At 72.8% G+C, this 25,300-nt stretch carries 21 protein-coding genes; 14 read left to right on the forward strand and 7 right to left on the reverse strand.

All coding sequences use genetic code 11. The features are described 5' to 3' along the window. Position 1 precedes the first annotated feature (1 nt). The 7 genes from AB0J72_RS13220 (at position 2) to helR (ending at position 9,599) form a co-directional block, all read left to right on the forward strand. Positions 2-970 (forward strand): ABC transporter permease, encoded by a 969-nt coding sequence (locus AB0J72_RS13220; RefSeq protein WP_363398240.1) that lies wholly within the window; start codon positions 2-4, stop codon positions 968-970. Further along, on the forward strand, positions 967-2,976 hold the full coding sequence (locus AB0J72_RS13225; RefSeq protein WP_363398241.1) for an ABC transporter ATP-binding protein: 2,010 nt from the start codon (positions 967-969) through the stop codon (positions 2,974-2,976). Before AB0J72_RS13220 ends, AB0J72_RS13225 begins: the two co-directional genes overlap by 4 nt. A gap of 75 nt (positions 2,977-3,051) precedes the next feature. Next, a complete protein-coding gene (locus AB0J72_RS13230) occupies positions 3,052-4,491 on the forward strand; it encodes an amidohydrolase family protein (RefSeq protein ID WP_363398242.1) in 1,440 nt (479 codons plus the stop codon). Between the two features lie 2 nt (positions 4,492-4,493). Beyond that, positions 4,494-5,402, forward strand: coding sequence for an NAD(P)-dependent oxidoreductase (locus tag AB0J72_RS13235; protein WP_363398244.1), 909 nt, complete (start codon positions 4,494-4,496; stop codon positions 5,400-5,402). Next, positions 5,399-6,358: a Gfo/Idh/MocA family oxidoreductase gene (locus AB0J72_RS13240; RefSeq protein ID WP_363398246.1), complete on the forward strand. Its 960-nt coding sequence runs from the start codon at positions 5,399-5,401 to the stop codon at positions 6,356-6,358. The genes AB0J72_RS13235 and AB0J72_RS13240 overlap by 4 nt, the downstream gene beginning before the upstream one ends. An 83-nt stretch (positions 6,359-6,441) precedes the next feature. Continuing rightward, positions 6,442-7,296: an IclR family transcriptional regulator gene (locus tag AB0J72_RS13245; protein ID WP_363398248.1), complete on the forward strand. Its 855-nt coding sequence runs from the start codon at positions 6,442-6,444 to the stop codon at positions 7,294-7,296. A gap of 176 nt (positions 7,297-7,472) precedes the next feature. Next, entirely contained in the window at positions 7,473-9,599 is a 2,127-nt protein-coding gene (gene helR / locus AB0J72_RS13250; RefSeq protein ID WP_363398250.1) for an RNA polymerase recycling motor ATPase HelR, read from the forward strand. On the opposite strand, the gene AB0J72_RS13255 is transcribed toward helR, so the two are convergent. The 4 genes from AB0J72_RS13255 to AB0J72_RS13270 all read right to left on the reverse strand — a co-directional run bounded on the left by AB0J72_RS13255 (position 9,577) and on the right by AB0J72_RS13270 (position 14,214). After that, positions 9,577-11,496 carry a DNA recombination protein RecN gene (locus AB0J72_RS13255; protein WP_363398252.1) on the reverse strand — a complete coding sequence of 640 codons (1,920 nt, stop codon included), beginning with the start codon at positions 11,494-11,496 and terminating at the stop codon, positions 9,577-9,579. The two genes, helR and AB0J72_RS13255, sit on opposite strands and share 23 nt — an antisense overlap. After that, positions 11,493-11,987: a hypothetical protein gene (locus AB0J72_RS13260; protein WP_363398254.1), complete on the reverse strand. Its 495-nt coding sequence runs from the start codon at positions 11,985-11,987 to the stop codon at positions 11,493-11,495. Before AB0J72_RS13260 ends, AB0J72_RS13255 begins: the two co-directional genes overlap by 4 nt. Further along, entirely contained in the window at positions 11,984-12,940 is a 957-nt protein-coding gene (locus AB0J72_RS13265; RefSeq protein ID WP_363398255.1) for a hypothetical protein, read from the reverse strand. Before AB0J72_RS13265 ends, AB0J72_RS13260 begins: the two co-directional genes overlap by 4 nt. A 167-nt stretch (positions 12,941-13,107) precedes the next feature. Then, positions 13,108-14,214 carry an endonuclease/exonuclease/phosphatase family protein gene (locus AB0J72_RS13270; protein WP_363398257.1) on the reverse strand — a complete coding sequence of 369 codons (1,107 nt, stop codon included), beginning with the start codon at positions 14,212-14,214 and terminating at the stop codon, positions 13,108-13,110. Between the two features lie 142 nt (positions 14,215-14,356). Between AB0J72_RS13270 and AB0J72_RS13275 the strand changes: the two genes are divergently transcribed. After that, on the forward strand, positions 14,357-17,044 hold the full coding sequence (locus AB0J72_RS13275; RefSeq protein ID WP_363398259.1) for a glycoside hydrolase family 9 protein: 2,688 nt from the start codon (positions 14,357-14,359) through the stop codon (positions 17,042-17,044). A gap of 55 nt (positions 17,045-17,099) precedes the next feature. Here AB0J72_RS13275 and AB0J72_RS13280 read toward each other — a convergent pair whose 3' ends face one another. After that, positions 17,100-18,587, reverse strand: a complete 1,488-nt coding sequence (locus tag AB0J72_RS13280; protein WP_363398261.1) for a pectinesterase family protein — start codon at positions 18,585-18,587, stop codon at positions 17,100-17,102. Between the two features lie 174 nt (positions 18,588-18,761). On the opposite strand from AB0J72_RS13280, the gene AB0J72_RS13285 reads away from it, so the two are divergent. The 5 genes from AB0J72_RS13285 (at position 18,762) to AB0J72_RS13305 (ending at position 23,096) form a co-directional block, all read left to right on the forward strand. Continuing rightward, entirely contained in the window at positions 18,762-19,553 is a 792-nt protein-coding gene (locus tag AB0J72_RS13285) for an endonuclease/exonuclease/phosphatase family protein (protein WP_363398263.1), read from the forward strand. 80 nt (positions 19,554-19,633) lie between these two features. Next, positions 19,634-19,945 (forward strand): DUF3618 domain-containing protein, encoded by a 312-nt coding sequence (locus AB0J72_RS13290; protein WP_363398265.1) that lies wholly within the window; start codon positions 19,634-19,636, stop codon positions 19,943-19,945. Next, complete coding sequence (locus AB0J72_RS13295) at positions 19,945-20,217, forward strand: DUF4235 domain-containing protein (protein ID WP_363398522.1); 273 nt, start codon at positions 19,945-19,947, stop codon at positions 20,215-20,217. Before AB0J72_RS13290 ends, AB0J72_RS13295 begins: the two co-directional genes overlap by 1 nt. 102 nt (positions 20,218-20,319) lie before the next feature. Further along, complete coding sequence (locus AB0J72_RS13300; protein ID WP_363398267.1) at positions 20,320-22,614, forward strand: MMPL family transporter; 2,295 nt, start codon at positions 20,320-20,322, stop codon at positions 22,612-22,614. Positions 22,615-22,631: 17 nt separating this feature from the next. Further along, the gene (locus AB0J72_RS13305) at positions 22,632-23,096 is read left to right on the forward strand and encodes a hypothetical protein (protein ID WP_363398269.1); all 465 of its coding nucleotides are present in this window, start codon (positions 22,632-22,634) and stop codon (positions 23,094-23,096) included. A 10-nt stretch (positions 23,097-23,106) separates the two neighbouring features. Here the strand turns inward: AB0J72_RS13305 and AB0J72_RS13310 are convergent, their stop codons facing one another. Continuing rightward, a complete protein-coding gene (locus AB0J72_RS13310) occupies positions 23,107-23,571 on the reverse strand; it encodes a MarR family transcriptional regulator (RefSeq protein WP_363398271.1) in 465 nt (154 codons plus the stop codon). A 37-nt stretch (positions 23,572-23,608) separates the two neighbouring features. Between AB0J72_RS13310 and pip the strand changes: the two genes are divergently transcribed. Beyond that, the gene (gene pip, locus AB0J72_RS13315; protein WP_363398273.1) at positions 23,609-24,574 is read left to right on the forward strand and encodes a prolyl aminopeptidase; all 966 of its coding nucleotides are present in this window, start codon (positions 23,609-23,611) and stop codon (positions 24,572-24,574) included. 7 nt (positions 24,575-24,581) lie between these two features. Here pip and AB0J72_RS13320 read toward each other — a convergent pair whose 3' ends face one another. Beyond that, the gene (locus tag AB0J72_RS13320; protein WP_363398275.1) at positions 24,582-25,256 is read right to left on the reverse strand and encodes an MBL fold metallo-hydrolase; all 675 of its coding nucleotides are present in this window, start codon (positions 25,254-25,256) and stop codon (positions 24,582-24,584) included. Positions 25,257-25,300 lie beyond the last annotated feature (44 nt).

Genomic DNA, 25,300 nt, shown 5'->3' on the forward strand with positions numbered 1-25,300 from the left:
CATGGCTCAGCCACCGCAACCGGCCGGCGTGCCGGGTCCGGCCGACCGCATCGACCCGGTCGCGCCCGAGTTCCCGACGGCCGCGGCAACGCCCGCCGGCCCGTCCGTCCCCGAGCGCCGCGAACCGTCGCGGACACTGATGCGCTCGTTCCTGCGCTCCAAGGCCGGCGTGCTCAGCCTCGTCGTGCTGCTCGGCATCGTCGTGGTGTCCCTGCTGGCCGGCCAGGTCGCGCCCTACGACCCCGGGCAGCTGAACCCCGCGAAGTCGCTGCTCAAGCCGGTGTGGGCCGGCGGCAGCGGCGACCATCTGCTCGGCACCGACGAGCTCGGCCGCGACCTGCTCTCACGGCTCATCTTCGGCGCCCGGACGGCGCTCGCCCTGGCCTTCGGTGCCGCCACGATCAGTGCCGTCGTCGGCACCGTGCTCGGACTCGTCGGCGGCATGAACCGCCGGTGGATCGGGCCGGTCGTCGACTGGCTCTGCGACGTGCAGCTCGCATTCCCCAACATCGTCCTCGCTCTCGTCGTCATCACGTCGCAGGGCAACAGCATCAGCTCGCTGCTGGTCGTGCTGTCGATCTTCGGGTGGGTGCACTTCGCCCGCGTCGTGCGCAGCGCGGTGCTCACCCTCAGGCAGGCCGACTTCGTCCTCGCGGCGCGCGGCAGCGGCGGGTCGACCCTCAGCATCACCTTCCAGCACATCCTGCCCAACGTCATGTCGTCCGTGCTCGTCCTGTGGACGTTCGCGGTCGCGACGGTGCTCCTGCTCGTGAGCGGCCTCAGCTTCCTCGGCCTCGGCGTGCAGCCACCGGCCTCCGACTGGGGCCAGCTGTTCGCCTCCGGGCGCGCCTTCCTCATCCAGAACCCGTGGTACGCGTTCATGCCCGCCGTTGCCATCACCGTCACGGTGCTCTGCGCGACCGTGCTGGGCCGGACGCTCCGCACGACGCTGAACCCGAGGACCCGATGACTGCCACCCCGAACGCGCCCCTGCTCGCGGTGCGCGACGTCACCGTGACGATCACCAAGGGCAAACGCCAGACCGACGCCGTCACGGGCATCGACTTCGACGTCGCCGCCGGCGAGATCGTGGCCATCGTCGGCGAGACGGGGTCGGGCAAGTCCCTGTCGGCGCTCTCGGTGCTCCAGCTGATCCGGAACCCTGTGCGGCTCGCCCGCGGCAGCGTGCTGCTCGAAGGGCGGGACCTCACCGATCTCAAGCCCGCCGACCTGCGCCGGGTGCGTGGCGGCGACATCGGGATGATCTTCCAGGACCCGATGACCGCGCTCAACCCGTTCCACACGGTCGGGCAGCAGATCGGCGAGGCCATGACGGTCCACCGCAAGCTGTCCAGGGAAGCCGTGCGCGAGCGGACCCTGCGCCTGCTCGGCGACGTCGGCATCGTCAACCCCAGACAGCGGATCGACCAGTACCCCCACGAGCTGTCCGGCGGCACCCAGCAGCGGGTCATGATCGCAATGGCGCTCGCCAACGAGCCCAAGGTGCTCATCGCCGACGAGCCGACAACCGGACTCGACGTGACCGTCCAGGCCCAGATCCTGCGCCTCGTCCGCGAGGCCGCCGTGTCCTGGGGGATGGGCGTGCTGCTGATCACCCACGATCTGGGTGTCGTCGCCGGTTACAGCGACCGCGTCGTCGTCATGTACGCCGGCAACGTCGTCGAGAGCGGGCCCACCGAGGAGGTGCTCGCCGCGCCGGCCCACCCGTACACCCGGGCCCTGCTCGACGCGCGACCGGAGAACGGCCGCCCCGGCATGAAACTCAACGCCATCTCCGGCGGGCCGCCGGAGCTGTTCAAGTTCCCCGGCGGCTGCCGGTTCCAGCCGCGCTGCGCGGTCGCGACGGCCGAGTGCGGCGTGGCCAACCCGGCGCTCGTGCCGACGCCGGACGCGTCCGAGGACCGCCTCGTACGCTGCATCCACCCCTTCGCCGCGCCCGTGCCGAGCGATCCCGCCCGGAAGTCCGGCGTGTCGATCTCGCTGCCCCCGGCCCCCGCCGAACCCGGCGCCCCGGCCATCCGCGTCGAGGCGCTGCGCCGCGTGTTCGCCGGCGGTGGGCACGTCACCAAGGCGGTCGACGGAGTCGACCTCCAGCTCGCGTTCGGCGAGACCCTCGGCATCGTCGGCGAGTCCGGCTGCGGCAAGTCGACGACGGCGCGGATTCTCGCCGGGCTCGACCAGCCATCCGACGGCATCGTCCGCTACGCCGACGGCAGGGAGCTCACGCACCGGCGCGGCGGCGTCGACCACACCTTCGTCCAGTACGTCTTCCAGGACACCTTCGGCTCGCTCAACCCCCGGCGCACCGTCTGGCAGATCATCGAGGAGCCGCTCAAGCGGCTCACCGGCCTGTCGAAAGCGCAGCGCGCCAAGCGGATCCGCGAGTACATGGCCGAGTGCGGCCTCATGCCGAGCATCGAGTCCCGCTACCCGCACGAGCTCTCCGGCGGCCAGCGCCAGCGCGTCGGCATCTGCCGGGCGCTCGTCGTCCAGCCCAAGGTCGTCGTCATGGACGAGCCGATGTCCGGCCTCGACCTGTCGGTCCAGGCGCAGATCATCAACCTGCTGCAGGACCTGAAGAAGGATCTCGGGCTGACGGCCGTGCTGGTCTCCCACGACATCAGCGTCATCCGGCACCTCTGCGACCGCGTCGCCGTGATGTACCTCGGCCGCGTCGTCGAGGCCGGGCCGGCGAGCAGCCTGCTCACCGACCCCCTGCACCCGTACACGGCAGCCCTGCTCAGCGCCGTCCCGCAACTGGAAACCGAAGAGCGGCGCCCCGAGATCCCGCTGCGCGGGGATGCCGGCGACGTCGACCCGGCGTCCGCCTGCGGCTTCGCGCCGCGTTGCCCGATCGCGCGCCCCGACTGCCGCACCGACGAGCTGCGCCTGACGCCTCGGCGGGACGGCCTGCTCGTCGCGTGCCACTACCCAGGACAGTTCGACCAAGCCTGATTCCCGTCCTGCGACCGCGGACCGCGTCATCCGTCACCGGACGGCGCCGCCGCGACGCCAGAGGAAGGTCCCCACATGAACGAGCCATCACCGTGTGACGTCCTGATCCGGGGCCGGATCATGACCATGGACGCCAACCGGCGCGTACTCTCCGACGGCTGGGTCGCCGTCACCGACGGCGCCATCGTCGGCGTCGGCACCGGGCCGGCCCCCTATCAGCCGCGCGACACCTGGGGCGGGGACGGCCACCTCGTCATGCCCGGGCTCGTCAACACGCACACGCACCTCGTCCAGGGCTGCATCCGCAGCATGGCCGAGGGCACGAGGTTCCAGGAGCGGCTCTTCGGGTTCTACTACCCGATGACCGGTGCCTGCGACGAGGAGCGGTCCTACTGGTCGGCGATGACGCCGACGCTCGACCTGCTGCGCTCGGGCGTGACCACGACGACCGACGACCACTTCACCCACGCGAACAAGCGCTCGATGGACGGCGTGCTGCGCGCCCTGACCGACGCGGGCATCCGCGCCCGCGCCGCGCGCCTGCTCGTCAACGACCCGCTCGCGGTGCCGGAGGAGCTGCGCGAGGACGTCGAGACCGCCCTCAGCGAAACCGACCGGCTCGCCGCGGCCTACGACTCGGCGACGATGTCGGTGACGGCGAGCACCATCGGCATCACCTACGTCAGCGAGTCCGACCTGCGTGCGCTGTACAAGTGGACCCTCGACAACGACAAGCAGTTCGACATCCACGCACCCTCGATGATGGACGGCGCCTACCTCAAGGACGTGCGTGGCTGGGCCGGCGGCTCCTTCGAGTGGCTGCACTCGGAGGGCATGCTCGACAAGCACGTCATCGGCATCCACGCCCAGAACATCCGCCCGGGCGAGGCCGAGCTGCTGGCTCGCGCCGGCGCCAGTGTCTCCCTCGTGCCGGACATGGAGCTCATCCTCGGCATGGTCACCTTCGACTCGCGCCAGTACCTGGACGCGGGGGTCACCGTCGGCCTCGGTCTCGACGGCCCGGTGGTCGCCTACGGCCACAACTTCTGGCTCGGGATGCGGTCCTACCTCATGGCCCAGCGGATCGGTGACAGCGCACGCAAGCTCGTCCGGGGCGACAAGGGCCACTTCGGCGACGAACTGCTGTTCGGCAGCGCGGAGGAGGCGCTCGAACTCGGCACCATCGGCGGTGCCCGGGCGCTCGGCCTCGGCGACCGGATCGGGTCGCTCGAGGTGGGCAAGGAGGCCGACCTGCTCGTCATCGACCTGTCGACCGAGCCGACCGCCGCTCCCGAAGGGGCGCTGCTGGCCAACCTCGTCTGGTCCGGCGGGCCCGCCCCCGACTCCATCGACCGGGTCGTCGTGCGCGGCCGCACCGTGATGCGCCGGGGTCAGCCGGTCCAGGTCGATCTCAAGGAGGCCGTGCGCCGCGCGAACGAGGTCCAGCTCGAACTGTTCCAGGAGACCGGCTGCGACAGCTTCCTCCGGTGCGGCTCGACCTGGCAGTGGTCGTGACCATGAGCGGCGCGACACCGGGAGTCCACGCGGAGCCGGCCATCGGGTGGATCGGGCTGGGTGCCATGGGCGCGGCCATGGCCGCGAGGCTGGTCGACCGGGGCCGTCCCGTCCTCGGCTGGAACCGCGGCGCGGCCCGCGCGGCCGGCGCCGCCGCGCGCGGAGTCACCGTCACGCCCGACATCGCCGAGGCGGCCTCGCACGACATCGTCGTGAGCATGCTGCCGGACGACGAGGTCGTGCGGGAGGTGCTCGCCGGCGCCACGGTCCTCGCGGCCGTCGAGCCGGGCAGTGTCCACGTCAACTGCGCGACCATCTCTCCCGGTCTTTCGCGCGAGCTCGACGGGCTGTACCGCTCCCGGCGCGCCCACTACGTCTCGGCGCCGGCCTTCGGCCGGTCCGCGGCCGCGCTCGGAGGTCAGCTCACGATCGTCGCGGGCGGCGACGCCGAGCCGGTGGACCTGATCCGTCCGGTCCTCGACGACCTCGCGGTCAGCGTCCACACCTTCCCCGAGCCGGCGCAGGCCAACCTCGTCAAGATCCTGGGCAACTACCTGATCGCGGTGACGGCCGGCTCGCTCGGCGAGGTGGCCGGGATCGCCGAACGTGGCGGGCTCAAGACGGACCAGCTGCTCGACGTCCTCACCGAGCGGCTGTTCTCCGGGCTGATCCATCGGGCCTACGGTCAGATGGTCGCCGAGCAACGGTATGAGCCGGTCGCGTTCACGATGCGACTCGGGAAGAAGGACGTCGACCTCGCCCGGGCGGAGGCACAGCATCACGGGGGACACCTGCCCCTCGGTGACGTCATCGTCGGCGCGCTCGGCGAGGAGGTCGCGGGTACGGCGGCCGAGCAGGACTGGGCGTCCGTCGCGGAGTGGTTCCGGACGCGGGCCGGAGGCGCGCGATGAGCCGCTGGCTGATCGTCGGCTACGGCCGGGCCGGCGAGGTGCACGCGGCCGCGCTCTCGCGCGTCCCGTCGGCCGTCGTCGCCGGTGTCGTCGACTCCGTGCCGGCGGCCCGCGAGAAGGCCTCCGCCGCCGGCTACGCCGTCCACAGCGATCTCGAGGCGGCGATCCAGCAGACCCGTCCCGACGCGCTCTCGGTGGCGCTGCCGCACGACCTGCACGAGTGGACGGTCGACGTGGCGGCGGCCAACGGGCTCGCCGTCCTCGTGGAGAAGCCGCTCGCCCGCGACGCCGAAGAGGCGGAGCGGATGGTGGCCACCGCCAGGACCGCCGGTGTCGAGCTCGGGTGCCTGATGAACTACCGGGCATACGCCCAGCTGCGTTGGGTCAGGGACGTCATCGCCGGCGGCACGCTGCGGGTGCGCAGCGTCGTCGTCGAGGTCAACCTGCCGGCGCCCGTCCAGGTGCCCGGCTGGCAGACGGACCGGACCCGAGCCGGCGGCGGCCTCCTGCGCACGGTCGGGGTCCACTACCTCGACCTGCTCGTGTGGTGGCTGGGCGTGCCGGAGCGACTCGTCGCGCACGTGACCGGACCGAACGACGAGGTCGCGATGGCGCTGATCGAGCTGCCCGGCGACGTCAGCGCAGCCGTGTCGGTGGCGGCCGTCGCGGCCCGCGGTGCCGGGGTGCGGATGACCCTGTTCGCCGATCAGGGAAACGTCGTCATCGATGGCTCCCGGGTGGTCTCCTCACCCGAGGGGATGATCCCGCCGGCGCCTGAAGCCGATGGTGTGGACCTCCTTTACGGCTCAGGTCATCTAGAGTATTTTCGGGCAGCCGACCGGGCCGTCGGGCTGAGGGAGCCGTTCCCGGTGCGGGGGGACGAAGGACTGGACGCCGTCCGTCTCGTGGATCTCTGGTATGCCTCCGCGCGGACCGGCGGATGGGTCAGGCTGTAATCTCGCTACCCACCACGACGGGCTTAACCGGCACCGTGCTCGATGCCACTGACGGCGGCCGAGGGGCACGACTTGGAAAGGGAATGACGTTGTCGCAGGACAGCCAGCTGGCCGACCTCGAGCTCGAACTCGGAGCGGGGGCGAAGGTCTCGAGCGCCACCATCGCGACGGTCGTGCGGGCCGTGGATCTGCTGATGTACTTCAAGGACGCCCCGACCCGTGACCTCGGCGTCAGCGAGATCGCCGACGGGCTCGGCATGTCGAAGGCGGCCACGCACCGCATGCTCGCGTCGCTCCGGGTGCGCGGCCTGATCGAGCTGGACGAGACGACCCGCAGGTACACCCTCGGCATCGGCATCATGCAGCTCGGCCTCGCCTACATGGACCAGATCGACATCCGTCGGATGGCTCACCCGGAGCTCGCCCGGCTGTCCAACCGGACGAACGAGACGGCGACCCTGTCCGTCCGGGTGGATCAGCGCCGGCGCATCTACGTCGACGAGGTGCTGCCCCGACGCGAGGTCATCATGTCGGTGAGCCTGGGCATCCCCTACCCGCTGCACGCGGGTGCGTCGTCGAAGGCGTTCCTCGCCTTCTTCACGGAGGACGAGGTCGACCGCTACCTCGACAGCACGCTCGAGGCGGTGACCGACGGCACGATCACCGACACGGCGGCCCTGCTCAAGGAGCTCAAGGCCGTCCGTGAGCAGGGCTGGGCGCGGTCCATCGGGGAGCGTCGCAGCGGTGCGGCGTCGGTCGCCGCCCCGGTCTTCGACCACAGCGGCAAGGTCGCGGCCGTCATCAGCGTCTGCGGACCCAAGGAGCGGTTCGAGGCCGAGTTCGACGCCTGCCGCGACGCGTTGCTCGAGGCGACCGCGCGCCTGTCGGTGCGTCTCGGGTGGACGCCGGGGCGCACGGATGAGGCGACCGCTCGCTGATCGTGCGGCCGAGCGCACCGGGAGCAAGGGGAGCGGTGGGGGAGTTGGGGAAGGGCGCCGCAAAGAACGCGCACTGTTCCCTTTCTAAGGTATAGCGGACCCGGGGGCTTGCGGCAAGAGCCGGGTCAGGGCGCAGAATCGCTGGCCGGAGCCGGAAGCAGAGGATGTGCCTGACCATGCAACCGTTGCGGACCAGTGTGTTCGAGCTTGGTGGGCGGCTTGCCGTCAAGGGCGAGCCGGGGCTGATCGACAGGGACGAGCGGCACTTCGCGGTGATCGCGGAGAGTCTGGACGGGACGATCGCGGAGCTGCGGGAGCGGCTGGACGCGGAGCGGAGAGCGCCCGGGGGGATCGGGCAGGCGGCGATGGACCGCGACGACGAGGTGCGGCGGCTGTCGGGGCGGTTGCGGGCGTTGCGGCGGTTCGGGATGGACCTGTGCCTGGGCAGGATGGTGCCGGAGTCGGGCGAGCCGGTGTACGTCGGGCGGCTCGGGCTGACCGACGGCGGCGGGCGGCGGTTGCTGCTCGACTGGCGGTCGCCGGCGGCGGAGCCGTTCTTCGGGGCGACCCACGCGAACCCGATGGGGCTGGTCAGCCGGCGCCGGTACCGGTGGACGCGCGGCAGGATCACCGACTACTGGGACGAGGTGTTCACGCCGGAGGGGCTCGAGGGGCACGCCGCGCTGGACGACCAGTCGGCGTTCATCGCCACGCTCGGGAGCAGCCGGTCGGCGCGGATGCGGGACGTGCTCGGGACCATCCAGGCGGACCAGGACGCGATCATCCGGGCGGGGTCCAGCGGTGCGCTGGTGGTGGACGGCGGTCCCGGGACGGGGAAGACCGTTGTCGCGTTGCACCGGACGGCGTACCTGCTCTACGCCGATCCGCGGCTCGGGCACAGGCGGGGCGGCGCGCTGTTCGTGGGGCCGCATCAGCCGTACCTGGCGTACGTGGCGGACGTGCTGCCGAGCCTCGGCGAGGAGGGCGTGCAGACGTGCACGCTGCGGGACCTCGTGCCGGAGGGGGCGGCGGCGACGGCCGAGACCGATCCGGAGGTGGCCCGGCTGAAGGCGTCGGCGCGGATGGTGGGGGCGGTCGAGGAGGCCGTCCGGTTCTACGAGCGGCCGCCGGCGAAGGGGATGACCGTCGAGACCCACTGGGCGGACCTCTGGATCGGCTCCGAGGACTGGGCGGAGGCGTTCGAGGCGGCGGAGCCCGGCATCCCGCACAACGACGCGCGGGACCTGGTGTGGGACGAGCTGGTGCGGATCCTGCGGGAGAAGGAGGACGTCCCCGAGGCGCAGCTGCGGGCGAACCGCGAGCTGGTGACGGCGTTCAACCGGGCGTGGCCGCTGATCGACGCGACGGACCTCGTCGGTGACCTGTGGTCGGTGCCGGCGTACCTGCGCAGGTGCGCGCCGTGGCTGTCGGTGGAGGAGGTACGCCGGCTGCAGCGGACGGACCCGCAGGCGTGGACGGTCAGTGACCTGCCGCTGCTGGACGCGGCCAGGCAGCGGCTCGGCGACCCGGCGGCAGCGGCGCGACGGCGGCGGCGGGCGGCGGACGTGCAAGCGCGGCGGGCGGGCATGGACCGGGTCGTCGACGACCTGATCGAGGCCGCCGACGACGAGTACGGCACCGGGCTGGTGACGATGCTGCGCGGCGAGGACTTCGTGGAGGCGCTGGTCGACGAGGCCGGCCTGGCGGAGCGCGACCCGGACCGGCTGGCGGGGCCGTTCGCGCACATCGTGGTGGACGAGGCGCAGGAGCTGACCGACGCGGAGTGGCAGATGCTGCTGCTGCGCTGCCCGTCGCGGAGCTTCACGATCGTCGGGGACCGGGCCCAGGCGCGGCACGGGTTCGCCGAGTCGTGGCAGGAGCGGCTCGGGCGGGTCGGGCTCGACCGGGTCACCATGGCGTCGCTGAGCATCAACTACCGCACGCCGGAAGAGGTCATGGCCGAGGCGGCGCCGGTGATCCGCGAAGCGTTGCCGGACGCCAACGTGCCGGTGTCGATCCGCAGGAGCGGCCTTCCCGTCGTACACGCGAAGAAAACGGACATCGGAACCATCGTCAGCGAGTGGCTCGCGGCGCACGAGGAGGGCACGGTGTGCGTCATCGGCGACCCGGAGTTCGCCGCGACGGAGCGCGTGCGGTCGCTGACGCCGGAGCTGTCCAAGGGGCTCGAGTTCGACCTGGTCGTGCTCGTGGATCCGGACGCGTTCGAGAGCGCGGTCGACCGGTACGTCGCCATGACGAGGGCGACGCAACAGCTGGTGATCAGCCGGTCTCGTCGTCGATGAGGCCGTAGGGCGGCTGGTCCGGCCTGCGGGTGAAGCGGACGATGACGTCGTCGGCGGCGGTCGGGGGCGGGGCGTTGTCGGCGACGATGATCTGCGCCCCCACGCCGCGGCCGGACAGCCACTGCTCCAGGTGCTGGTAGATGCGCTCGATCGTGACGGTGTCGGCGAGGTCGCCGGCGACGCCGAGGTTCTTCTGCGGGCTGTCCAGCATGAGGAACCCGGGGTGCGACGAGCGGCTCTCCCACGCGACCTCGAACAGGGCGAGCTGCCAGGCGAGCGCGATCAGCGTCCGCCCGCCCGACGACGCGGCCGTGTAGGGCTCGCCGCGCATGTAGGGGGTCAGGTCCTCGGCGAGGTAGGCGTCGGCGACCTTCGGGTAGCGCCACTCCTGCAGGATCTCCCGGTAGCGTTCGCTGACGAGCCGGATGACCGCGGTCCGGTCCGCGCGCCGCGCCTGCGGGCCGGCGGCGGCGAGCTCCTCGCGGTACGCGGCCACCTGGTCCATCTGGTGCAGGATGCCGGCGGCGCGCCGCTCCAGGCTCTGGATCAGCCGCAGCCCGCTCAGCGCCCGTTGCAGCGTCGCGGCGGCCTCCTCGCGGCGCCGGGCGAGGGCGTCGCGCTGGGCGAGGAACGGGGTGATCGTGTGCGCCGTCGCCTCGTCGACCTCCGCGGCGGCGCGGGCCTCGTCGCGCTGGGCGCGCTCCGCGGCGTCCCGCAGCCGCGGCAGCTGCTCCTGCAGCTCCTCGGTGTAGCGGTTCAGCTCGGCGAGGCGGGTCTTCGCGGAGCGCAGCTCGGCGGTCACGTCGACCGAGCCGCCGTCGGTGATCGGCAGCCGGCAGGCGGGGCAGCGGTCCTCGCCGCCGGCGAGGGGGGCCAGGCACGACGGGCACGCCGAGATGCGCATGGGCTCGAAGAGGTGGTCGGCCTCGGTGAGCATCGTCCACTTCGCGACGTCGTCGGCGTAGGTGCCGTGCAGGGTCTGCATCCGCTGCAGCTGGGTCTCCCGGTCGCGCAGCTCCGCCGCGGTGCGGCGCGCCTCGACGGCCGCGGCGCCGTGCCGCTCGCGCAGCTCCTCGGCGAACATGGTGTCGGCGCGGGCCTGCGCGTCCAGCGCCGCGAGGGCCTGCGCGCACGCGGCCAGCTCGTCCTTCGCGGTGCGGTGCAGGGCCTCCAGGTCCTCGCGGTCGCCGACGTGCTGCTCGTCGACGATCTGCTCCGCCGCCCGGTACGCGGCCCGGGCCGCGGACAGGTCCGCCTCGACCGCGCGGATCCGCCGGCCGATCTCCACGGAGTGGTCGTCGTGCACGTCGAAGACCACGTCGACGACCTGCCGCAGCTTCAGGTGCTTCATCGGCACGCTGCGGAAGAGCAGGTCCTTGTCGTCGAGGCGCTCGTTGGGCAGGAAGCACAGCCACATCAGGTCGCGGAAGCTCAGCGGGTCGGTGTCGACGCCGCTGTCGCGCAGCCGGACGCCCTCGAGCTTGCAGTGCGACAGCAGCATCGTCGACAGGCTCTCCGGGTGACTCGCCGGGCGCAGCGGTCGCCGTGCCGGGGGAGTGGCGCCCGGCTCGTCGAGGCGGCCCGCGCGCACGTACGCGAACATCGACGGCTCGCCGACGGTCCGCTCGATGAGGTACGGCGAGCCGGAGAGCTCGACCTCCAGGGTCGCCGCGCGCACCTTCGGCATGATCTCCGGGTGGCGCGGGTGATCGGACGCGCCCAGGCAGTAGTCGACGAACTCCAGGATCGTGGTCTTGCCGGTGCTGAAGGCGCCGGCGAGCACGGACAGCGGCCGGGGCGAGTCGTCGGGCGCCCGGAAGTCGACGTCATAGGTGCGGTCGCCGCTGTGCAGGCGCAGCCGCCTGAGCCGGATGCCGTGTGCTCGCAAACCGATCATGTCAGGTCCTTCAGCGCGGACGAAGGGACCGGAAGGAGCCACAGCCGCAGGCCTTCGCGCAGCCTCCGCGTGCTCAGGCGACGAAGGCGGCGGATGACGATGCGCGCCGCTGTGCGGTACACCTGAGCGTACATCGCGGTGAATCGATCGGCCATGCTCGCGCCCTCCTGGGTGAGCCGGTAGGTCACCCGTCCGGTGGCCGTGACCTCGACGAGCCCCCGCCCGACGAGGGCGGCGAGGTCGTGGGACAGGTGCAGCTGCGCGGTGACGAACCGCTGGCCCGGGCTGGCGTAGGCGACGGCCCGGTCGTCGAACCCGGCGAGCCGCAGCGTGGTCCGGTCGGCGTCGTCGTCGGACCGCGCGAGGAGCAGCGGGTGGGCGGCCAGGAAGTCGTAGACGCCGAGGCGTTCGGCGTCGAGGGGCTCGGCGGCGCTGGCCAGGAGCAGGAGCAGCCTGGTCTGGCGGAAGACGGAGATGTCGTCTGGAGTCATGCGATGTCCCGCCAGTGGACGACCCAGCCCGCGCGGCGGTCCTCGACGACCCGGTGCATGAGACCGCACCGGTGCACCGGCCCGGCCCGCAGCTGGACCGGGAACGCGCCGGACTCGCGGATGTCGTGCATCACCTCGGCGTGCAGCCCCGGCAGCCGCGGGTCGCCGGCGAACGCCATGGCGTTGAACCGCGCCTCCCAGATGCCGTGCACGACCCCGTCGGCCTCGCTCAGCGCCGCGACCTCGGCCGGCACCCGCTTGTCGAGGACCTCGCGGGCCAGCAGGTCGGCGTTGAAGTACTCGCGCTTCGCGGCGCCGACCTCGACGTGCCCGGCCGCCCGCAGCTGCCGCACGAACAGCGCCCGGTCCAGGGCCGAGTCGTCGTCCTCGCCGAGGTCCCGCACGGGGGTCCGCTGGGTCTGCGCGGGCACGTACGGGTCGTAGAAGTGCCGGCGCACGTGGGCGCAGTCCGGCCGCACGAGATGGTTGCGCAGCACGTTCTCGTGCCACAGCTCGATCGAGACGCCGGTCTCCCGCTGCCGCCGCGCCCGCCAGTTGTCCCACCACTGGGCGGTCGGCGCGTCCATGCTCGCCGGCACGCACAGCACCCACTGGCTCAGCCGGTACCCGTTGCGGGCGGCCGCGGCGAGCGCCGAGTCGAACGACTCGCGGATCTGCCCCTGCTGCGACCGGCCGACGACCGGCCAGAAGTACTTCGACTGCCAGATGATGACGAGCCCGGACAGCTCGCCGAGGAGGATGTCGATGCCCCAGTCGCCGGGGTTGGCCGTGATCGCCCGGGCGCCGGGGTAGAGCGCCGCGAGCAGCATCGCCAGCATCTGCTCGAAGTCGTCGCGGGCGCCCGCGAGGTTGCCCGCCCGCAGCTGGTGCGCGGCGAAGTTGATCGGGGGCTCTCCGGAGGCAAGACTCATCGCGGCCGCGGTCGCGGTCATCCCCGCTCCTCCCACTCGCGCCCTGACCCCCATTGATCTTCGCGACTTTCAGACTGTCACGCAATGCAATAGATCCGCTACCCAGAGCGCAGTGTTTGTGCATATTTCACCGTTCGTTGGTCGCCCGAACCGGTGACACGCCCCCGGCTCCAGGCCGCGGCGGTCGTTCAGGGCCGCGGCAGGCGGGACAGGTCGACGTCGGCGTAGATGGCGGCGTGGTCGGAGCCGGCGTGGACCGGCTGGGTCATCGTGTCGTAGATCGGCCACAGGGCGCCGCGGCGGCCGCCCCACACGCCCTTGCGCAGGATGCCGCCGCCGGTCGTCGCGGCGAACAGGGCCGGGGACAGCAGGACGTAGTCGAGCTTGTTGGGGGCGGTGCAGTAGCCGTACGTGCCGGGGCGGCCGCCGTCGTCGAAGCCGGGGTGGGTGCTGACGTCGCGCAGGTCGGTGTCGCGCAGCAGCGGCGCGAGGGGGTCGCCGGCCGGGGTGTCGTTGAGGTCGCCCACGACGGCGACGAGCGGGAAATCCAACGCGCGGTAGATTTCCGCGACCCTTGCGGCCTGCCGGCGGCGGCGGGCGTCGGAGGCGACCTTCCCGCCGTAGCCCTTGCTCTTGAGGTGGTTGACGAGGACCGCGAGGCGCTGGCCGCCCGGCAGCCGGAAGTGGTACTCGGCGCAGTCGCGGCTGAAGACGCGGCCGTGCTCGTCGGTGTCGTCGACGTGGGTGCGCTGGCCGACCGGCGGGTACTCCGCGGTGGACATGACGCCGACGTCGATGCCGCGCTCGTCGTTGCCGTCGACGACCATGAAGTGCTCGTACATGCCGCCGAGGCCGCCCTCGGCGAACCGCTTCAGCGCGAGCCGGCTCTCCGCCTCGATCACGCCGAGGATGTCGGCGCCGACGTCGAGGATGACCCGCGCCGTGTTGAGCAGCGCCAGCTCGTCCACCCGGTCGGTGGTCAGCTCCACCCAGCCGATCCAGTCGGCCCGGCCGCCGGCGACGACCTCGACCACGCCGGTGCGCCGCCGCACCAGCAGCCGCCCGCGGTTCTGCCGCAGGCGGGCGAACTTCGCCGTGTCGGCGTTGCGCAGCCCGAGCCGGCCCAGCTCGCGCAGGATGTCGTGCTTGACCTCGTCGGTGTAGACGGGCTCCTCCAGCAGCTCGCACGCCCGCTGGAACGCCTCGAGGATCGGGCGCCCGGCCGCCCACGTGCGCTGGTCCAGCGCCTTGGCCCGGTTGAACAGGTTCTCGACGTTGTAGCTGGCGAGCCGCATGAGCCGTAAGTTACATGCCCGCGGCACCGGCCGGACGGCATCGACGCGACGGAAGCTTTACAGCGTGTCGAAGGCCCGCCTACGGTCCGGCACGCCGGCGCCCGCCAGTGCCGGCACCCTTTGCCGTAGGAGGACTCCCGACATGAGACGCCGTACCGTGGCGATCGCCGCCGCGGGCGCACTGTTCGCACTGTCCGTGTGCGCGCCGCCCGCCACCGCCGCGCCGGACCCCGGGTCGCCGGTCAAGGTGAACCAGGTCGCCTACGTGCCGGGCCTGCCGAAGCAGGCCACGATCGTCAGCTCCGCCACGACGCCGATCGGCTGGACGCTGCGCAATGCCGCCGGCGTGACCGTCGCGAGTGGACAGACGACCGTGAAGGGCGCCGACACCCTGTCCGGCGACAACGTCCACATCGCCGACTTCTCCGCCTACGACACCCCGGGCAGCGGCTACGTGCTGTCGGCCGGCGGGTCGGACAGCTACCCGTTCGACATCTCCGCCGCGCCGGTGCAGCAGCTGCGAAAGGACTCGCTCGCCTTCTTCTACCACCAGCGCAGCGGCATCGCGATCGAGTCGCAGTACGCCGGCAGCCGCTACGCCCGCCCCGCCGGGCACGTCGGCGTCGCGCCGAACCAGGGCGACACGTCCGTGCCGTGCCGGACGAGCTGCGGCTACTCCCTCGACGTGCGCGGCGGCTGGTACGACGCCGGCGACCAGGGCAAGTACGTCGTCAACGGCGGCATCGCCGCGTGGCAGCTGCTCAACATCTACGAGCGGAGCACCGACCGCGCCGCGCTCGGCGACGGCACCCTCGCCATCCCGGAGCGGGCCAACGGTGTCCCGGACGTCCTGGACGAGGCCCGCTGGGAGGTCGAGTTCCTGCTGCGGATGCAGGTGCCGGACGGCCGTACCGACGCCGGCATGGTCCATCACAAGATCCATGACGAGAACTGGACCGGGCTGCCGATGCGCCCGGAGGCCGACCCGCAGCGGCGCCTGCTGTCGCCGGTGAGCACCGCCGCCACCCTCAACCTCGCCGCCGTCGCGGCCCAGGCGGCCCGGATCTGGCGCACGATCGACCCGGCGTTCTCCGCCCGCGCCCAGACCGCCGCCGAGAAGGCGTACGCCGCGGCGAAATCCAACCCGAACCGGATTGCCAGCGGCAGCGACAGCACCGGCGGCGGCGCGTACGACGACAGCACCGTCACGGACGAGTTCTACTGGGCGGCGGCCGAGCTGTTCACCACCACCGGCGGCGCGTCCTACCGCGCCGACGTGACCGGCTCGCCGCTCTACAAGGGCGCCGGCTTCAACCAGCGCGGCTATGACTGGGGCTGGGTCGCCGGCCTCGGCGACACCACCCTCGCGATCGTCCCCAACGGCCTGCCCGCGGCCGACGTCGCGGCCACCAGGGCCAGGTTCGCGACGTTCGCCGACGGGCTGCTGACCCAGATGGCGGCGCAGGGCTACCCCGCCCCGAACGGCGGCCCGACCTACAACTGGGGCTCCTCCGGGCAGATCGCCAACAACGCCGCCGTCCTCGGCCTCGCCTACGACTTCACCGGCCTCGCGAAGTACCGCACCGGCGCGTTCCAGGCCCTCGACTACCTCCTCGGCCGCAACCCGCTCAACCAGTCCTACATCGCCGGGTACGGCGAGAAGGCCGTCCGCAACGTGCACCACCGGTTCTGGGCCAACCAGGCCGACGCGTCGCTGCCGACCGCGCCGCCCGGCGCGCTGTCCGGCGGCCCCAACAGCGGCCTGCAGGACCCGGTCGCGCAGGCGCAGCTCGCCGGCTGCAAGGCGCAGAAGTGCTTCGTCGACGACATCGGCGCGTACTCCGTCAACGAGGTCGCGATCAACTGGAACTCGGGCCTCGCGTCCCTGGCCAGCTGGGCCGCCGAGCACACCGGCACCGTCCCGCCGCAGGACACCACCGCGCCGACCGTGCCCGGCACGCCGGTCGCCTCCGACGTCACCTCGACCTGGCTGCGCCTCACCTGGGCCCCGTCCAGCGACCCGGAGAGCGGCGTCACCGGCTACGAGGTGCGCCGCGTGTCCGGCTCCACGTCGACGGTCGTGGCGACCACCACCACCGCGTCCGCGTCGATCACCGGCCTGACGCCCGCCACCGCCTACACGTTCGTGGTCGCCGCCCGCAACGGCGCCGGCCTGACCTCCGCCACGTCGGCGCCCGTCACCGTGACCACGGCGGACCCGCCCGCGGATGCCCGGCCCTCCACGCCCGGCCTGCCCGTCGCGTCCGCGGTGACGGCCACCGGCTTCACGCTCGCCTGGGCCGCCTCCACCGACGACAACGGCGTCACCGGCTACGAGATCCACCGCCGGCAGGGCGACGCGCTGTCGATCCTCGCCACCAGCACCGGGCCGTCGGCCACGCTGACCGGCCTCACCCCCAACACCGAGTACATCCTCATGGTCCGCGCCAAGGACACCGCGGGACAGTTCTCCCTGTTGTCGTCGCCCGTCACGGTACGGACGGCGCCCGCCTCGACCGGCGGCTGCACGGTGGCCTACTCGGCGAACAGCTGGGGCACCGGCTTCAGCGGCAGCGTCACGATCACGAACACCGGGACCACGGCGTGGACCTCGTGGACGCTGGGCTTCACGTTCCCCGGCGACCAGCGCGTCACCCAGGGCTGGTCCGGCCGCTGGTCCCAGACCGGCGCCGCCGTCACCGCGACGAACGAGTCCTGGAACGGCGCGGTGCCCGCCGGAGGCACCGTCAGCCTGGGCTTCAACGGCTCGTACACCGGCGGCAACACCAACCCGTCGGTCTTCACCGTCAACGGCACCACCTGCGCCTGACCCGCACCGCCCCAGACGCCGGCCACCGCACTGGTGGCCGGCGTCGGCGGGGCGGTTACATGGGGTTCCAGCCGTCGGTGCCGGCCAGGTACTTCTGCGGCGTGTAGTTGGCGGCCTGCGAGTCGCTCAGCTGCGGCCGGTTGCCGTTGACGGTGGCCCCGGCGCCGGTGTTCCTGTACTCGAAGAACCGCGCGTTCTTCCAGGTGGCGTCGCCCATGTCGGTCCACGGCTGGGCGAGCTTGATGGTGGCGCTGAGGCTCGACTCGCGGTAGAGCACCTGCGCGCCCTGCCGCCAGGGCCGGCCCAGCTGCGTGACGTTGTTCGAGGCGCCGGTGATGGTCGACCTGTAGAACAGGAAGCCGTAGGTCTTGGCGGGGTCGGTGCTGGCGGCCGTGATCGGGCCGCCGGTGCTGCGCTTCTCGAAGATCGAGCAGGCGTTGAAGACGGCCGTGCCGCCGCTGTAGATGAAGTCGACGGTGCCCTCGATGTACGAGCCCACCACGTACAGCCGGGCGTGGTCGTTGATCTGGAAGGTGTCCTGGTCGCCGAGCAGCCGGACGTTCCTGAGGATCGACCGGTCGGCGTCCAGCTGCAGGGCCACCGCCTGCTGGCCGCTCGTCTGCGTGCTCTCGTCGAAGTCGTTGCTGACGGTCAGGTTCGTCAGCACGCTGTCGTGGCCGTTGACGAACATGGTGGCGCTGCCGCCGGGGAAGCCGCCGCCGGCCCAGTGGTTGTTCACGATGACGGTGTTGGCGGGGGCGGATCCGAGGCCCTGCAGCGTGATGTACGGCTTGTTCGCCGGAATGGTGACGATCTCGCGGTAGGTCCCCGGCTTGATGGTGATGGTGACCCGGCCGGTGTTGTTCGCCGGCACCGCGTTGATGGCCGCCTGCACCGTCCGGTACGTGCCGGTGCCGTCCGCCGCGACCGTGGGCTTGCCGCTGGTCGGGGGCGGGCTGGCGGTCGCGGTCGCACCGCCGACGTGGTTGAACGACCACTGCATGCGCGCGATGTCGGAGCAGGTCTCCTGCACGATCGGGTTGCCGCCGGCGGTGGAGCCGTCCTTGTCGCTGAGGCAGAGCCCGGAGGAGACGCTCTTCACGACGTACTTGCCCGCGGCCGCCGAGGACGCCGTGAAGGTCCACTGCTGGTTGGTGGAGACGCCGCAGGTGTACTGCCACAGCTGGGTGCCGGACGTCGTGGACGCGTACGGCACGTCGACGCACTTGCCGCTGTTGGCGTTGACCAGGTTGAACGCGCCGCCCTGGACGATCACGGTGAAGCGCTGGTCGGCCGCGGCGCTGTTGCACGCGATCTGGACCAGCAGGGCGCTGTTGCCGGTCGCGGCGCCGGCGACGTCGACGCACTTGCCGCTCGCGCCGCTGGCCAGGGTGTAGACGCCGCCGGCCGCCGGGCTGGCGGCCGCCTCCGACGGCCACACCGACACCGCGAGCACGGCGAGCGGCACGGCCAGCAGCGCCGTCGCGACGCCGGCGACCCGGACGGTGAGCCGGCGCCACCGCGCCGATGGTTGTGGATGCACGGGAACCTCCTGAGCGGGGTGTGATCTCGTCGATGCGATAGATGCCTCGCCCGGCGCCCGGATTACGGAAAGTTCGCGGCGGCGGCGCGGCCCCCCGGCCGGCGGCGGAAACTTTCACGCCCCCGGCGGGATACCCCGTGGCGCCCCGCGCGGCGCGGGTGGTGGAATCGGCCGATGATCGACGTGCGGCTGCTGACGTTCAACACGCTCATGCGCGACGACGTCCCGGCCCGGCTGCGGGCGCTCGGCCCGGTGCTGGAGCGGGCCGCGTACGACGTGGTGTGCCTGCAGGAGGTGCTGCACGGCGGCAGCGTGCGCCTGCTGCGGCGGGGCGCCGGCTACCGGCACGTGGCGGTCACGCGGGCGGCGCTGCCGTCCGGCGGGCTGATGCTCATGTCGCGGCGGCCGATCCTGCGGTACCGGTTCGCGCGCTTCCGGATGGCCGGGCCGTTGCGCACCGAGCAGCTCATGCGCAAGGGGGCGCAGCTCGCGGTCGTCGAGACGCCGGCCGGACCTCTCGCCGTCGTCAACACCCACCTGTCCGCGAACCGCGACGACGACTGGTCGGACGGCAACCGGTTCACCCGCGTCATCCGCCAGGAGCTCGACCACCTGGCGCGGCTGGTCCGCGGGTTCGAGCCGGAGCTGCCGGCGGTCGTCGTCGGCGACTTCAACGTGCCCCGCGACTCGGCGGCGTTCACCGGGTTCGCCGCGGCGGCCGGCCTGCGCGACGTCCTCGCCGGCGACCCGACGACGACGTTCCGGCCGACGCCGCGCTGGCCGTCGCCGCCGGCCCTGGACCAGGTCCTCGTCCGCGAGGGCGCGGGCCGGCCGGTGGTGGCGCGCGCCCGGACCGTGCTGCGGGACGCGGTCCGCGTCCCCGACGGGCGCGAGCTGTTCCTGTCCGACCACTACGGTCTCGAGGCCGATCTGTCCCTCGCCGGGCCTGCCGTGGGGATGGGGTGATCCACACCGGACGCTCCCTGCGGGGTGTTTGATTGCCGGACGGCAAGGGAACCACGCGTGCACATGAACGGAGGTGCCGCATGGCCATGCCACGATCCGACGGCGACGACCCGCGGCTGCTGCGGGAGCAGATCGCGCGGACCCGCGCCGAGCTCGGCAGCACGGTCGAGGCCCTCGCCGCAAAGGCCGACGTGAAGGCGCGCGCCAAGGACGCCGCGGCGCAGGCCGCCGAGCGCGCCAGGGGTGCCGCCGCCGACGCCGCCAGGAACCTCGCCGAGACCGTCTCGGACAAGGCGGTCGCCGTACGACGGCCGCTGCCCCTCGCCGCGATCGGCGCCGCCGTGCTCGTCGCGGTGCTCGTCGCCGTCGCCGTCCGCCGCAGGGGGCGATGATGAGCGGCTGGGGCGCGAAGCTCGCGTACAAGCCGGTCGGGTTCGCCCTTGGCGTCGGTTCCGGCCTCGTCGCCGGGCTGGTCTTCAAGCAGGTCTGGAAGGTGCTCGGCAACGACGACGACGCGCCGAACGCCACCGACGAGGACCGCGGCTGGGGCGAGATCCTCGTCGCCGCCGCGCTGCAGGGCGCGATCTTCGCCGTGGTGAAGGCATCCGTGGACCGGGCCGGCGCGGTCGCCGTCCGCCGGGCCACCGGCCGCTGGCCCGGCTGATCCCGCCACGACGTCGCCCGATCGGGGCGCACCGTTTTCCTGTCCCGGCGCCGGGGTACTGCCCGATCCACACAACGAACTCCTGGAAGAGGGTGCCGGACCGTGACCGACGTCGTGGAGCCTCGCAGCCGGTGGCGGCCCAACGTGCTGATGCGTGGATACGCGACGCTGGTGGTCGCGCTGCGCTGGCTGATCGTCGGCGGGTGGGCCGTCGCGGTCGTCCTTTCCGTGCAGTACCTGCCGGCCACCAACCAGGGCGGCAGCGACCTCGAGCAGCTGGTGTCCGCCGGCAACCCGGCCGTCGCCAGCGAGGTCCGCTCGTTCGAGAAGTTCGGCTTCCCGCTGCTGAGCCGCGTCGCCGTGGTGCAGCGCAAGGCCGACGGGCTGCCGCAGGCCACCCAGACCGAGGCGGTCGCCCGCGCGCGGGCGGTCAGCGAAGGCACGTACACCGACGTCGCGCCGATCCGCGCGGCGGTGCCGGTCATGAACACCCTCGGCCTCTTCCCGGGCTCCGCCGAGGACGGCACCACGATCGTGACGCTGCTCTTCACGGACCCGGACGTCACCTTCGCCGACCAGGTCGCCGCCGCGGAGAAGTTCGTGGCCGCGCACTACGGCGCGGACGACGCCGTCGTCGGGATCACCGGCTCGGTGCCGGCGCGGGTCGAGCAGACCCGCATCCTGCAGTCGAAGGTGCCGACCCTGGAGCTGATCACCGTCGGCGCGGTGTTCCTCATCGTGGCGTTCGCGTTCCGGTCGCTGATCGCCGCGCTGCTCGCGCTCAGCGCCGCCGGGGTCGCGACGCTGCTGACCCTGCACGTCGGCGGCGCGCTCGCGGAGCGGCTCGGGGTGCCGGTGCCGCAGGAGACCCAGCCGCTGCTGGTCGCGCTGCTGCTCGGCGTCGTCACCGACTACGTCGTGTTCTACCTGTCGGCGGCGCGCCGGCAGCTGGCCGCGGGGGAGTCGCGGCTGGACGCCGCGCGGCACGCGACCGCGCGCTACACCCCGATCATCGCGGTCGCCGGGGCGACCGCCGCCGCCGGCACCGGCGCGCTCATCGTCGCCGACGCACCGACCTTCCGGGCGTTCGGCCCCGGGATGGCGCTCGCCATCCTCATCGGCGTCCTGGTGGCCGTGACCCTGGTGCCGGCGCTGCTGGCGATCTTCGGCCGGTTCGTCTTCTGGTCGCCGCTGCGCCGCCCGCTCGGCACCCGCGGCGCCGAGCCGGCCCCGGTCGGCGGGCGCTGGTGGGCCAGGCTGCTGACCCGCCGCTGGTTCGCGCTGCCGGTGCTGCTGCTGTGCGTCGGCGGGCTCGTCGCGGCCGCGCTGCCGCTGCAGCACATCCGGCTCGGGGTCTCGTTCGTCGAGGCGCTGCCGCCAGGACACCCGACCCGGGTCGCGGCCGACGCCGCGGAGACCGGCTTCGCCGACGGCATCCTGTCGCCGACCGAGGTGCTCATCGAGGGCGCCGGCGTCGCGGCCCGCCCGGCGGAGCTCGCGAAGCTGCAGCAGGCGCTGTCCCGCGAGCCGGGCGTCGCCGCCGTCCTCGGCCCCGGCACCCAGGGACTGCCGGAAGGGTTCAGCGTCTTCCAGGCCCGCGACGGCTCCGCCGCGCGCTTCCTGCTCGTCCTCGCCGACGAGCCGCTCGGCGCCCGGGCCGTCGACACCGCCGGCCGGCTCGACCGGGACCTGCCGGGCCTGCTGCGCGACGCGGGGCTCGACGGCGCGACGGCGAGCCTCGGCGGCGACACCGCCGTCGCCCACGTCATCGTCGACCAGACCGTGCACGACCTGGGCCGCATCGCGATCGCGGCGCTGCTGGCCAACCTGCTCTTCCTGGTGCTGTTCCTGCGGGCCCTGGTCGCCCCGATCGGCCTGCTGGCCTGCAGCGTCCTCGCCATCGGTGCCACCCTCGGCCTGACCACGTACGTCTTCCAGGACCGCCTCGGCGGCGACGGCCTTACGTTCTACGTCCCGTTCGCGGCGGCGGTGCTGCTCGTCGCGCTCGGCTCCGACTACAACATCTTCGGCATCGGCCCCGCCTGGCGCGAGGCCCGGACCAGACCGCTGCGCGAGGCGCTCGCGATCACCCTGCCGCACTCGGCGAAGGCCATCCGCACCGCCGCGTTCACGCTCGCGGTGAGCTTCGGCCTGCTGCTGATCGTGCCGCTGCGCCCCTTCCGGGAACTCGCCTTCGCCCTCGCGGTCGGCGTGTTCATCGACGCGTTCATCGTCCGGTCCCTGCTCGCCCCGGCGCTGCTGAGCGTCCTGGGCTCGACGGTGGCCCCGACCGTCGAGCCACCGCCCCCCGGTGCCGGGGACCCGCGCGTCGTCGAGCAGCGCGCGCACTCAAGAGACGCTCAAGACCTGCGCACCGCGGGCTCGTACGACGGCTGAGTGGCTACCCTCGATACATGCTGATCGCGAAGCGGACCAGCGTCTGGCGGGCGCGCTATACAGTCACGCAACAGGGCCACGCCGTCGCCGCGTGGGAGGGCGGGGTCTGGCGCAGTGGCGGCCAGCTGACCGTCGCCGGCCAGTCGTTCCTCGTCCGTGGCAACGCGTGGGGCAGCCGCTTCGTGATGCAGGACAAGGCGGGCGAGTCCGTCGTCGCCGCCGACCGGGTCGGCCGCAAGCAGTGGACGGTCGCCGCGGGCGGCGTCACGTACCAGTTCCAGCGCGCCTCGGTGTGGAGCCAGGCCCAGGACCTGTACGCGGGTGGCCGCAAGGTCGGCTCGGTCCGCAAGACCAGCTTCTGGGGCAGTGACGTCGAGGTCGACCTGCCGGGCCTCCCGCTGCCGGTGCAGGTCTTCGTCCTCGGCGTCGTCGTCACCATGTGGGAGGCCCAGTCCGCGGCCGCCGCGTCCGCCTCGGCCTGAGTCGCGGCGGTCACGGCTTCCCGTCCACCACCACCTCGCCGATCCGGTCGCGCATCGGGCGCTGCTCGAGCAGGGCGATGGCCTCCTCGACGAGGCGGCTCAACGGGTACGGCAGCTGCGCGTCGAACGCCTCGGCGGCCGCGTCGGTCGCCGCCATCTCCGCCTCGATCGCCGGCATGAGTCGGGCCGCCCGGTCGGTGAGGTGGACGATGCGCTGCCTGGCGTCGGCGCCGGGCTCCAGGCGCACCAGGTCCTGCCGGGCCATCTCCGCGACGGTCTGGCTCGCCGCCGAGTGGGTGACGCCGATCGCGGCGGCCAGGTCGCGGATCGTGCCCGGCCCCTGCCGGGCCAGGGTGCGCACGACCGGGGCGAACCTGGGCCGGATGTCGGGCAGGCCGAGGTCCGCGTAGACGCCCGCGACGTCGCCGTCGAGCAGTTCGAGCAGGTGCCGCAGCCGGCTGCCGAGGAATGTCACAGCACTAATATAACAGCGCTGTTGTATTCTGCTCGGCATGTACCCACCCATCGAGCCGCACGACGAGGGCATGCTCGACGTCGGCGACGGCAACCTCGTGCACTGGTCCGTCAGCGGCAACCCGGCCGGGCTGCCCGCCGCCGTCGTCCACGGCGGGCCGGGCTCCGGCAGCAGCCCGCGGACCCGGCGCTACTTCGACCCGGAGCGCTACCGGATCGTGCAGTTCGACCAGCGCAACTGCGGGCGCAGCACGCCGCACGCGTCCACCTTGGACGCCGACCTGCGGCACAACACGACGGACCACCTCGTCGCCGACATGGAGCGGCTGCGCGAGCACCTCGGGATCGACCGGTGGCTGCTGTTCGGTGGGTCGTGGGGGTCGACGCTGATCCTCGCATACGCCGAACGTCACCCGCACCGCGTCGCCGGCATCGTCATCGACGGCGTGACCTCCACCCGCCGCCGCGAACGCGACTGGCTCTACGAGGGCGTCGGTCGCTTCTTCCCGGCGCAGTGGGCCGCGTTCCGCGACCACGTGGCACCGGTGAGTGACCGGACGCCGGCACGTGCGAGCGCGGGCGACCTGATCGCGGCCTATGCGCGGCTGATGGGCTCGCCCGACCCGGCCGTGCGGGCCGCCGCGGCGCAGGCGTGGTGCGCGTGGGAGGACACCGCCGTCTCGCTCGAACCGAACGGCGTGCCCGACGCGTACAGCGGCCGCCCCGACGACGCGAAGCTCGCCATGGTGCGCATCTGCACCCACTACTTCGCCAACGCCGCCTGGCTGGAGGAGGGCGTCCTGATCCGCGACGCCGACCGGCTCGCCGGGATCCGCGGCGTGCTGCTGCACGGCCGGTTCGACATCAGCAGCCCGCTGGAGACGGCGTGGCTGCTCGCCGAGCGCTGGCCGGACGCCACGCTGACGGTCGTCGAGGACTCCGGCCACACCGGCAGCGACACGATGCGCACCCTGATCCGCGAGGCCCTCGACTCGTTCGTCTGACCGGCGTTCAGCGCAGCCGGGCGGCGAAGTCCCGGAACCGGGACACCGCGTCGCCCCGGACCGCGGCGCCGTGGCCGAAGACCGCGACCTGGAAGTCGAGCTCGGCGAGGCGGGCGGCGCTGCGCACCGCCAGGGCCTGGTCGGCGTTGGTCAGCCGCGGCGACGCCCGGACCCGGCCGAACATCGAGCCCGCCGCGTCACCGGCGAACAGGACCCCGCCGGCGCGGTCGAGCAGGAACGACACGTGTCCCGGCGTGTGCCCGGGCGTGTGCACGGCGGTGATGCCGGGGACCCCGGTCGGGCCGTCCCCGTCGAGGACCAGGTCGACCGGCGCGGGGTCGGCCTTCAGCATCCGCGCCGACAGTCGCATCAGCCAATGGTGTACGGGCGGCGCCTGCTCACCCGTGATGACCGGGACGTCCTGCCGGTGCGCGACGACCCGCGCCCCGGTCCGCTGCCGCAGGTCGGCGAGCGAGCCGGTGTGGTCGGGGTGCCGATGCGTGGTCAGGATGGTGTGCAGGTCGGCGAGGTCGTGCCCGGTCTCCCGGACCGCGAGCGCCAGCCGTCCGGCCCGGCGCGGCAGCCCGGTGTCGATGAGCACCAGGCCGTCGCCGGCCTCGACGAGGTGCGCGTGCACGTAACCGAACCGCAGCTCCCACAAGCCGTCCACGATCCGCCGCACGCCGGCCCCTTCCGTCGGCCCAAGCTTGCGCGACCGCCGGCACC

It is taken from the genome of Dactylosporangium sp. NPDC049742 (assembly GCF_040674675.1).
GTDB classification, from domain to species: Bacteria; Actinomycetota; Actinomycetes; order Mycobacteriales; family Micromonosporaceae; genus Dactylosporangium; species Dactylosporangium maewongense.

What these genes read in the sequence shown, in the direction of transcription:
- AB0J72_RS13220 (WP_363398240.1), top strand. Translation starts at nt 2, where the DNA reads ATGGCTCAGCCACCGCAACCGGCCGGCGTGCCGGGTCCGGCCGACCGC.
- AB0J72_RS13225 (WP_363398241.1), top strand. Translation starts at nt 967, where the DNA reads ATGACTGCCACCCCGAACGCGCCCCTGCTCGCGGTGCGCGACGTCACC.
- AB0J72_RS13230 (WP_363398242.1), top strand. Translation starts at nt 3,052, where the DNA reads ATGAACGAGCCATCACCGTGTGACGTCCTGATCCGGGGCCGGATCATG.
- AB0J72_RS13235 (WP_363398244.1), top strand. Translation starts at nt 4,494, where the DNA reads ATGAGCGGCGCGACACCGGGAGTCCACGCGGAGCCGGCCATCGGGTGG.
- AB0J72_RS13240 (WP_363398246.1), top strand. Translation starts at nt 5,399, where the DNA reads ATGAGCCGCTGGCTGATCGTCGGCTACGGCCGGGCCGGCGAGGTGCAC.
- AB0J72_RS13245 (WP_363398248.1), top strand. Translation starts at nt 6,442, where the DNA reads ATGACGTTGTCGCAGGACAGCCAGCTGGCCGACCTCGAGCTCGAACTC.
- helR (WP_363398250.1), top strand. Translation starts at nt 7,473, where the DNA reads ATGCAACCGTTGCGGACCAGTGTGTTCGAGCTTGGTGGGCGGCTTGCC.
- AB0J72_RS13255 (WP_363398252.1), bottom strand. Translation starts at nt 11,496, where the DNA reads ATGATCGGTTTGCGAGCACACGGCATCCGGCTCAGGCGGCTGCGCCTG.
- AB0J72_RS13260 (WP_363398254.1), bottom strand. Translation starts at nt 11,987, where the DNA reads ATGACTCCAGACGACATCTCCGTCTTCCGCCAGACCAGGCTGCTCCTG.
- AB0J72_RS13265 (WP_363398255.1), bottom strand. Translation starts at nt 12,940, where the DNA reads ATGACCGCGACCGCGGCCGCGATGAGTCTTGCCTCCGGAGAGCCCCCG.
- AB0J72_RS13270 (WP_363398257.1), bottom strand. Translation starts at nt 14,214, where the DNA reads ATGCGGCTCGCCAGCTACAACGTCGAGAACCTGTTCAACCGGGCCAAG.
- AB0J72_RS13275 (WP_363398259.1), top strand. Translation starts at nt 14,357, where the DNA reads ATGAGACGCCGTACCGTGGCGATCGCCGCCGCGGGCGCACTGTTCGCA.
- AB0J72_RS13285 (WP_363398263.1), top strand. Translation starts at nt 18,762, where the DNA reads ATGATCGACGTGCGGCTGCTGACGTTCAACACGCTCATGCGCGACGAC.
- AB0J72_RS13290 (WP_363398265.1), top strand. Translation starts at nt 19,634, where the DNA reads ATGGCCATGCCACGATCCGACGGCGACGACCCGCGGCTGCTGCGGGAG.
- AB0J72_RS13295 (WP_363398522.1), top strand. Translation starts at nt 19,945, where the DNA reads ATGAGCGGCTGGGGCGCGAAGCTCGCGTACAAGCCGGTCGGGTTCGCC.
- AB0J72_RS13305 (WP_363398269.1), top strand. Translation starts at nt 22,632, where the DNA reads ATGCTGATCGCGAAGCGGACCAGCGTCTGGCGGGCGCGCTATACAGTC.
- pip (WP_363398273.1), top strand. Translation starts at nt 23,609, where the DNA reads ATGTACCCACCCATCGAGCCGCACGACGAGGGCATGCTCGACGTCGGC.